At 39.0% G+C, this 8,583-nt stretch carries 7 protein-coding genes; all 7 read right to left on the reverse strand.

All coding sequences use genetic code 11. From position 1 onward, the window contains the following. Positions 1 to 60: 60 nt before the first annotated feature. Positions 61 to 3,960, reverse strand: a complete 3,900-nt coding sequence (locus ASU35_RS18115) for a metallophosphoesterase (protein ID WP_058354364.1) — start codon at positions 3,958 to 3,960, stop codon at positions 61 to 63. Between the two features lie 12 nt (positions 3,961 to 3,972). Beyond that, positions 3,973 to 5,154 carry a CDP-glycerol glycerophosphotransferase family protein gene (locus ASU35_RS18120; protein ID WP_172794677.1) on the reverse strand — a complete coding sequence of 394 codons (1,182 nt, stop codon included), beginning with the start codon at positions 5,152 to 5,154 and terminating at the stop codon, positions 3,973 to 3,975. 50 nt (positions 5,155 to 5,204) lie between these two features. Further along, on the reverse strand, positions 5,205 to 5,606 hold the full coding sequence (gene tagD, locus ASU35_RS18125) for a glycerol-3-phosphate cytidylyltransferase (protein ID WP_058354365.1): 402 nt from the start codon (positions 5,604 to 5,606) through the stop codon (positions 5,205 to 5,207). Positions 5,607 to 5,624: 18 nt separating this feature from the next. After that, positions 5,625 to 6,833 carry a CDP-glycerol glycerophosphotransferase family protein gene (locus tag ASU35_RS18130; protein ID WP_083504388.1) on the reverse strand — a complete coding sequence of 403 codons (1,209 nt, stop codon included), beginning with the start codon at positions 6,831 to 6,833 and terminating at the stop codon, positions 5,625 to 5,627. Between the two features lie 13 nt (positions 6,834 to 6,846). Next, a complete protein-coding gene (locus ASU35_RS18135; protein WP_172794678.1) occupies positions 6,847 to 7,548 on the reverse strand; it encodes an ABC transporter ATP-binding protein in 702 nt (233 codons plus the stop codon). Positions 7,549 to 7,601: 53 nt separating this feature from the next. After that, complete coding sequence (locus ASU35_RS18140) at positions 7,602 to 8,372, reverse strand: ABC transporter permease (protein ID WP_058354367.1); 771 nt, start codon at positions 8,370 to 8,372, stop codon at positions 7,602 to 7,604. Then, on the reverse strand, positions 8,356 to 8,583 hold a 228-nt coding region (locus ASU35_RS19950), incomplete at its 5' end, for a hypothetical protein (protein ID WP_207644150.1). The genes ASU35_RS18140 and ASU35_RS19950, both read right to left, overlap by 17 nt.

The raw sequence follows: 8,583 nt of genomic DNA on the forward strand, positions 1-8,583 counted from the left end.
TATTATTTAATGCTTACTTTACTATTTTTTCAAAATATATTCCTGCTACAAACCAAAATTTCATTTCACAGTAAAAGTCTTCTTCGGTCCCGTTCCATTATCATTTACTGCCCACACAGTTATCTTGGTTTTCTTTTTCTGCTTTGGAATCTTTATGGAAAAGCTTCCATCTTCCTTAATTTTTGCCTTATATTCTTTACTTCCTATCCTTGCAAAAACCTGGGTTCCGGTATTTTCAACAGTAGGATTTTCCTCCTCTGCTCCCCCTGAAAGAATCAGATGAACCGTTCCTGTTATCTTTTCACTATTTTCCTTTATCCCATTTACCTTTGGTGTATCTGGTGCATTCTCTATGATTACCGTCCTGGCTGCCTTACTCTTTCCTGCACTATTCTTGGCATATACAGCTACCTCAGCACCAGAATTTGTTTTTGGTATCTTAATTCTGTACTGGTACATACCACTGTCTGCATCATACTTCTCATACAGACCGGAGGTATATTTCTTACCATTAATCATGGCATACAGAGTACAATCCTCTTCACTTTCTGCAATAAGATTCATCGTATTATTATAAATAGCCGTATTTTTAATCTCCGGTTGGAATGGTAAGCCTTTTACAACCTGAATTTTAGCTGCATCCGCAATACCCCCCTTCTCATAGCGGGTTAAAGCATAAATGCTGGTTCCTGCCGAAAGGGCCTCCTCTAAATCCACAGTAAAGCTTCCATCCTTTGCAGTAGAAACTTCTGTATACTGAGAACCGATTTTCAAGTAAATCCTATCTCCTGCAGTATCATAGCTTCCCTTTAAGGAAATCACCTTATCCGTTATATTCTTAAGCTCCAGCTCTCCTCCAACACCAACATACTCATTAATATCCTTTACCGTAAGCGAGCCCTGAGCACTTTTTCTCTGAGTTCCATCATCTGCAGTATCAAAGGCATATACCTTAATCACATCACCCTCCTTAAGAGCTCCGGTTGGTATCTCAAAGTAGCCTTTTTCATCGGTTGTTCCGGTATATCTCTCTAACCCATTCTCTACCTGGATATTAAAGCTCTTCTGTCCATTTCTGTTATAGACATATCCATAAACCTTTTTTTCAATATTCGTTACTGCATAAAGGCTTGGCTTGTTTGGTGCTGCCTCAATAACGGTACTCTTATTTACCCGACTTGCCCGTCCTGCACTATCTATGGTATACAGCTTAACTGCCGTTGTATCCCGTTGAGCCGGTATTTTCATTGTAAAGCATCCCTTACTATCCACAGATACCGTTGTCTTTACAATACTGTAGTTATCTTTGTAAATTTCACTTTCCTTAAATAAAGCCACATCCTGGCTGGCAACATAAGCCTTGCTTCCAATCAGCACTACCGGTTTTACATATTGGTCATTCATACTACCGGTTATCTCCGTCTGATTATTCGCTATTTCGTCTGCCACAGGATAGTTTGGTCCGGTTCGCTTTACAAGCAGCCCCAGCCGGCTGCTGCTTCTTCCATACTCATCCTTTACATAGGTAACAATCTCTGTTCCAGCCTCCTGGCTTGGCAGTGCATAGGAAAATTTACCATCATTTCCCACCTGAGTTTCGTATTTGGAACCCCCTATTTCAAAATAAATGGTTGTTCCCGGCTCTGCCGTTCCCGCAATCTTTGTCTTTCGATTAGTATAGGTCTCTACTCTTGGAACCTCTAAGGTTCCCCGATTAATATTTTCAATTACAACATAAGTGACATTTCTGTTTCCCAAGGTATCCTCTGCCATAATCGAATATATTCCATTATTCATTACTTCAAAAGTACTTCCTGTTATCTCGACTGCACTGTCCCAAATATAATTTTCCTCTGCCGTATGCTTCCCTGACAGATAGGCAATTCTCTTTACCCCAGATACGTCATTGGCTTGAACCGCTATCTTTACATCTTTATTTGTCGTTAAATCATTTAAGCTTCTTGCCACTACGAGGGGCCCACTTACATCCTGATTCAAATTACTGAAGGAAGCCTCATAATAATAATAACCGTACTGAGTTCCAATGCTTCCCTTATACCAGGGCTTTGTCTTTGCTACCTTCTCCGAGCCAGCACCACCCTCCAGACGATAGGTAACTTCCGGGTTAAACAAAAGACTCCAGTTATGGTCTGCTTTCGTTGGAATTGTTATGTTTTTAAAATTATTATTCAGGTAATCCATCAAAAGCACCTGGCTTCGATTATATTTCGTATAAATTGTCTGGCCTGTCAGCTCCCGGATTACCTCTGGCACTCCCGTCAGGCGGTCTACTGCCAGTACCAGACGATCACTGTCCTTTATCTCCACACCATTTCTTGTCAGACTGGTAATCCGCTGGCTGTTGCTTATTTTACTGCCACTGCGGCTGTATCTTGGTGGTACCAGCGTATTTATTTTATATTCAATGCCATCAAAAATATAGGCTCCCGCCCAGTCATTCTGCCATTCTTCATAAAGGAGGGTATTCGGCTTCAGATAATCATTACTCTGATTATCTGAGATTCCCTGTGCCGCATAAGCACTGGCTGTCCATTCCAACCATTCCCGAAGCTGGGTACCTGTTATTGTATAGAGATTAATATAGCCATTGTAGGCCTGGAGCTTAGACAGCTCTGCCTCAGAAATACTTCCCTCCAAATCTATGTAGCCCTGTGCATCTTCCTGTCCAAAGGATTTATAATGAGTAGCGGCAATTACCGGATAATCTCTATATTCTGGATTTATATTATGAATATAATTCAAGGCGTAGCTTATCTTAGCCTCATTCACCAGTTCTATTGCTTTACTGTCCTCTAGAAGACCAAAATAATTTTCTAGCTGTTCTCCATAAGCCAGCCTTCCCACTTCATTATTAAGACTGCCTTTAAGAATATTCTCCCATTTTCCCATAAAATTCTCATTCAGCGTCTTATTTACTACTGGCTTTTTATCAACAACCTTTCTAACCTCTGATTTTCTATTACTGATTTTTACTGTAGAACCGGTTTTTTGTATTGTAAAATCTGCTACACCAATCCCCTTCCCCCGGTCACTGCACATAACCAGGTTTTTGCCATTTACCAGCCCAGTAGCTTTATTTACACCATTAAGCTTATAAAAGCTTTCTGCATTTACATCTGTAGATGGGAAATTAATGTGGTTATGACCACAAAGTACCACATCCACATTTTTTATTTTTGTTAATGCATAGGATACATCCTTGTCCATGTACTCCGGCTCTTCTTTTCCAAAGCCGGAATGGGCCAATACTACAACGATATCGGCCCCCTTAGCCTTTAGCTTATTTGCTTGAGCTTCGACATTCTGTACAATATCCTCTGTCTCTAAAACTGCCGTATAACTCTCTGTTTTTGTAGACAGCTTTGGTATTGTTTCCCCAATCACACCAACCTTAACAGTCATAGTTGTACCGTCGCTTGCCTTTACTTTCCTGGAAAGAAGCATATTTTCTTTCCAGACATGCTTTTTCGTATTCGCATCCACTACATTGGATACTACGCATATATTGGAGAGTCCTGCTCCTTTAATCTGGTTTTTAATATAAGAAAAACCATAGTCAAAGTCATGGTTTCCCAAAGTAACTGCATCATATCCTATGGTCGCCATTGCCTTGTAAATCGGTTGCACCGTATCCGGCTCTGCCATATAAATATACTCCGTAGAGTAGTCATAAATGGTATCACCTAAATCAAAGGTAAAGGTATTTTCCTTTCCTTTTTCATTCCTCGCCTTTTCAAGCAGGGTGTAAGCTCTGGAAAGACCTCCCGAGCTATATTCCCCTCCGGTTTCATAATTCGTTGTAGTCAACTGTCCATGCAAATCTGTTGTAAATACAAAGCGAATATTAGCCTTTTTTGTCGTTGCTGCCTGTGATTTCACCGGTATTCCTCCCAGTAGGAAAATTACCGCTAATAAAAATGCCATTATTCTCTTTTTCATTCTTCTAACTCCTTATTCTTTTTGAAAACTTTCTATTAACTTTGCTATTCTTTCAGAAGCCCTGCCGTCATCTCTGTGATTAAACCTTCTGCAGAAGGCTTCATACTGTTTTGAATACTCCTGATACTTCCTGTCCCTAATATCTCTCACCAGCTCCTCTGTTGTTCTGGAAATCGGTCCTGGTGCCTCTTTCTCAAAATCAAAGTAAAAGCCTCTGAGATTATCCCTGTAATTATCATAGTCATAGCAATAAAACAGCATTGGCCGCTTCAATACGCTATAATCAAACATAACGGAGGAATAGTCCGTTATTAAAATATCTGCCAGAAGGTAAAGTTCAGCTATGTCATATTTTGCACTGAACTTATAAATAAAGCCTTCATAACCGGTCCAATCCACCTTATCCTGAATCAGATAATGATACTTTACTAAAAGAACATATTTATCTGAAAGCTGTTCTCTCAAATAAGCAAAATCCATCGCCGGAGAAAATTTGTACTGTCCTTTTTCATAAAATTCATTATCTCTCCAGGTAGGTGCATACAGGATAACCCCTTTATCTTCCGGAATCTGAAGCTCCTTCTTTAGCCGATTTTGATATTCCTTCGTATTTTTGTGAAACAGGATATCATTTCTTGGATATCCAATTTCCAATATTTCTTTTTTAAAGTCAAAACAGCGTCGGAAAATTTCTGTAGAAAACCTATTCTGGGAAATCAGATAATCCCATGTTCTCGTATTTTTCCTGAAATTTTCCTTATACTGCTCAATATCCCTTTCTCCACCCATATCTACGATTTCCATGTCCAGAGCCAACCGCTTTAACGGTGTTCCATGCCAGGTCTGGATATAATGAGCCTCGGGACGCTTCACCAGAAAATCCGGCTGTCTGCAGTCAAAAATCCAGACTCCGGCTACCGCCATATAATAAAAATAACGAATCCGGCGGAATTTTATGACCTTTGCATTTCCTGGGATTTTTGTCCTAGGATTTTCAAAGAGCCAGATACACCGATATTTTTTATCCAGCCCCTTCTCTACCAGATATTCATAAATATATCTTGGATTCCCCGTATAATTTCTACCTATGCTGCAATCGAATACAATCATATTTTTCTTTACTGGTAAATTCAATAGCAGACGATACCAGATAAGCAGTACAGTTTTTCCAGCCTTTTTGATAAATTTTTTCATTTTTCCCTCGATACACTAAGAAGGGACAGCGACTAACACTGCCCCACCCTTTATTTATTTACTTTTCCCAAGCCTAAATCCTGTTTGATCTTAGTTGTGGAAATTCCGTCTGTTCTAGGCAGATATATAACTTCACAATAATCCTTCAGAAAATCGAACTGGCCCTCCCAGTCATCTCCCATAACAAAAACATCAATATTATTATCTACAACATCAGAGATTTTCTGCTCCCAGCTCTTTTCTGGAATAACCTCATCTACATAACGAATGGCTTCCAGAATCAGCTTACGGTCCTCATAGCTGTGATAAGCCGTTTTGTGCTTCAGAGCATTAAACTCATCGGTAGAAAGAACAACTAGCAGATAGTCTCCATATTCCTTTGCTCTCCGCAACAGATTAATATGTCCTGCATGCAGTAAATCATAGGTTCCATAAGTGATTACCTTTTTCATTTTTTATCCTCTTCTCTTTTATTTCATAGTTTCTTTTATAATCTCAACAACCTTCTCTGATGCCCTACCATCATCCCAGCTGTTATATTTCTTATTAAATGCATCATACTTTTCTTTGTACTGTTCAAAATTATGCTCCTTCAACACCGCAATTAACTCATCCGTATTCTTAACGAATGGGCCTGGTGCCTCTGCAAGGAAGTCAAAATAAAAGCCTCTGTTATCGCAATAATCGTCTAAATCATAGGTGTAGAAAATCATCGGACGCTTCAGAATACTATAATCAAACATAACAGACGAATAATCCGTCATCAGTATGTCTGCCATCAAATACAGCTCCTGGATATCCTCCTTAATATCATAAATAAAGCCTTCCATTCTGCTCCAGTCAAGCTCGGATGCAATCAGATAATGATATTTCAAAATAAAAGCATACTCATCCTCTACATTCCTCTTCAGAATGTCAAAATTCAAAAACGGATTGAAAATATATTTTCCTTTTCCCATGGACTGGTTATCCCGCCAGGTCGGTGCATACAATACAACCTTTTTATCCCTTGGGATACCATGCTTTTCCTTTAAACGGTCTATATATTCCTTGTTGTTATTACGAATCAGGGTATCATTTCTCGGATAGCCAATATCCAGCATATTTTTCTGAAAATCAAAGCAGCTTTTAAAAATATCGGAGGAATACTGATTCTGTGCAATCAGATAATCCCATCTTCTCGAATTGGCCCAGAAATTTGCTTTGTAATTTTCAATACCCTTATTTCCTGCCATCTGCACATCATCCATATCAAGGCCCAATTTTTTTAATGGTGTTCCGTGCCAGGTCTGGATATAGGTTGTTTCCGGCTTCTTTACTACAAAGTTCGGCTGCCGGGTATCAAATACCCACATCTTTGCCTTGCATAGATATTTGAGGTGCCTTAAACGATTTCTTTTTATCTTCTTAGCATTTCCGATAATCTCCATCTTGTCAGGCTCTTCAAATATCCAGTAAATCCGGTACTTCTTGTCCAAGCCCTGACGCACCATTTCCTCGTAAATCCCCTTTGGATTGCCGCTGTAGTTTCTGCCCAGCATACATTCAAATAAAATAATATCCTCCTGTACCTTTATATGCTTTAAATAGTAGTGATTATAAATAAACTGCTTTATTGAATCCTTTTTCTGCTGGATTTCTCTCAATATTCTATTTTTTGTTTTCCTGCTTATTAACATTTCTGCCTCCTGATTATTTTAACTTCTCTTCGTAAATCCCACTGACCTCTTCTACCGTGCCAGCAGCGATGATTTGTCCTTTCTCAAGCAAGATTGCTTTATCGCACAGTCGTTTTACCTGTTCCAGAGAGTGGGATACAAATAATACCGTCACGCCCTTGTCAAACATAGACATAATCTTTTTTTCACTTTTTTTTCGGAATTTGGCATCTCCTACAGATAGGACCTCATCTACAATTAAAATATCCGGCTCTACTACCGTAGCTATGGAAAAGCCCAGTCTGGCCTTCATACCGGAAGAATAATTTTTTATCGGTACATTAATAAAGTCTCCCAGTTCTGAAAACTTCACAATCTCATCATACTTTTCATCAATAAACTCTTTAGAATAGCCTAATACTGCCCCATACAAATAAATATTCTCTGCTCCGGTATACTGACTGTCAAAGCCTGCCCCCAGCTCTAAAAGCGGCACAATCGTTCCCCTTTTCGTAATCTTTCCTTCTGTTGGCTTTAAAACACCTGCAATCACCTTTAAAAGTGTGCTTTTTCCCGCACCATTAAAACCCAGGATTCCCAACCGGTCCCCTTCATTAAGCTCAAAGGAAACATTACGAAGAGCCCAGAACTCCTGGTATCTTAACTGTCTTTTTAAGAATTTTATAACATAGTCCTTTAAATCATTTACCTTTTCCGCACTCAGGTTGAATTTCATGCTGACATTCTCAACCCTTAATGCTACCTTCTTTTTACCCACTGATTTTCTCCTTATATATTAAGAATAAATTTATCCTGCTGCTTCATAAACAGTCCTACTCCTGCCACTACACTGACTACACTGACTACTGCCGCATATCCAAGGGATTCCATGTTAAATGGGATTCCATAAACAGCTGCCCTGAAGTTTTCAATCAGACAATATAAAGGATTCAGATGCAGTACCCATTCATTTGCTCCCAGGGTTTCCGGAGCATAGAAGATTGCCGAGCAATACATGATTAGCATGAGTGCAACTCCCCACAGATATTCCATATCACGAAAAAACACAGCTATCGTTGCTAAAATCATGCCCGCACCAAAAGCCATTATAAATAATAACACCAATGGAATAACTGCACCAAATAAATACAAGGTCGGCTCTACTTTTAATACAAGCATCGCTCCAACCAATACAATCAAAGAAAGCAGAAATGTTATAAAATTAGATATCACTGCCGACAGGGGATAAATATATTTTGGTACATATACTTTTTTAATCATGGCTGCATTACTTCTTATGGATTTCATAGCACTCTTGGTTGAATTAGAAAAATAAGTATACATAAGCCGCCCTGTCAAAATGTACACAGGGAATGCATAATCACCCTTTGACTTTAAGGTTCCAAATACAAAGGCAAGCACACAGGTTGTAAGAAGCGGCTCCAAAAGGGTCCAAAACAATCCCAGTACAGAACGCCGATACTTCAGCTTAATATCTTTCTTTACCAGTTCCTTCAGCAAAAAACGGTATCTCATAAAATTTCTAATGTATTTTTGCATGCAATATCTCCATTCTGCTTTTTATTCGTCTATGAATTATACCATAATGCCTCGCAAAAGTAAAGCGGACAGGCATTATTACCCAGGGTTGTTTCACGAAGTATTTAGAAACTCCTGAGTTTTGAAGTGAATAAAGATTAATAACCCGGCAGTTGCTTGTAATTGCCGGTATTTTTTTGTCAACTTTATGCATTTTATATATAGCGTAATC

This window comes from Acetivibrio ethanolgignens (assembly GCF_001461035.1).
GTDB lineage: Bacteria > Bacillota > Clostridia > Lachnospirales > Lachnospiraceae > Velocimicrobium > Velocimicrobium ethanolgignens.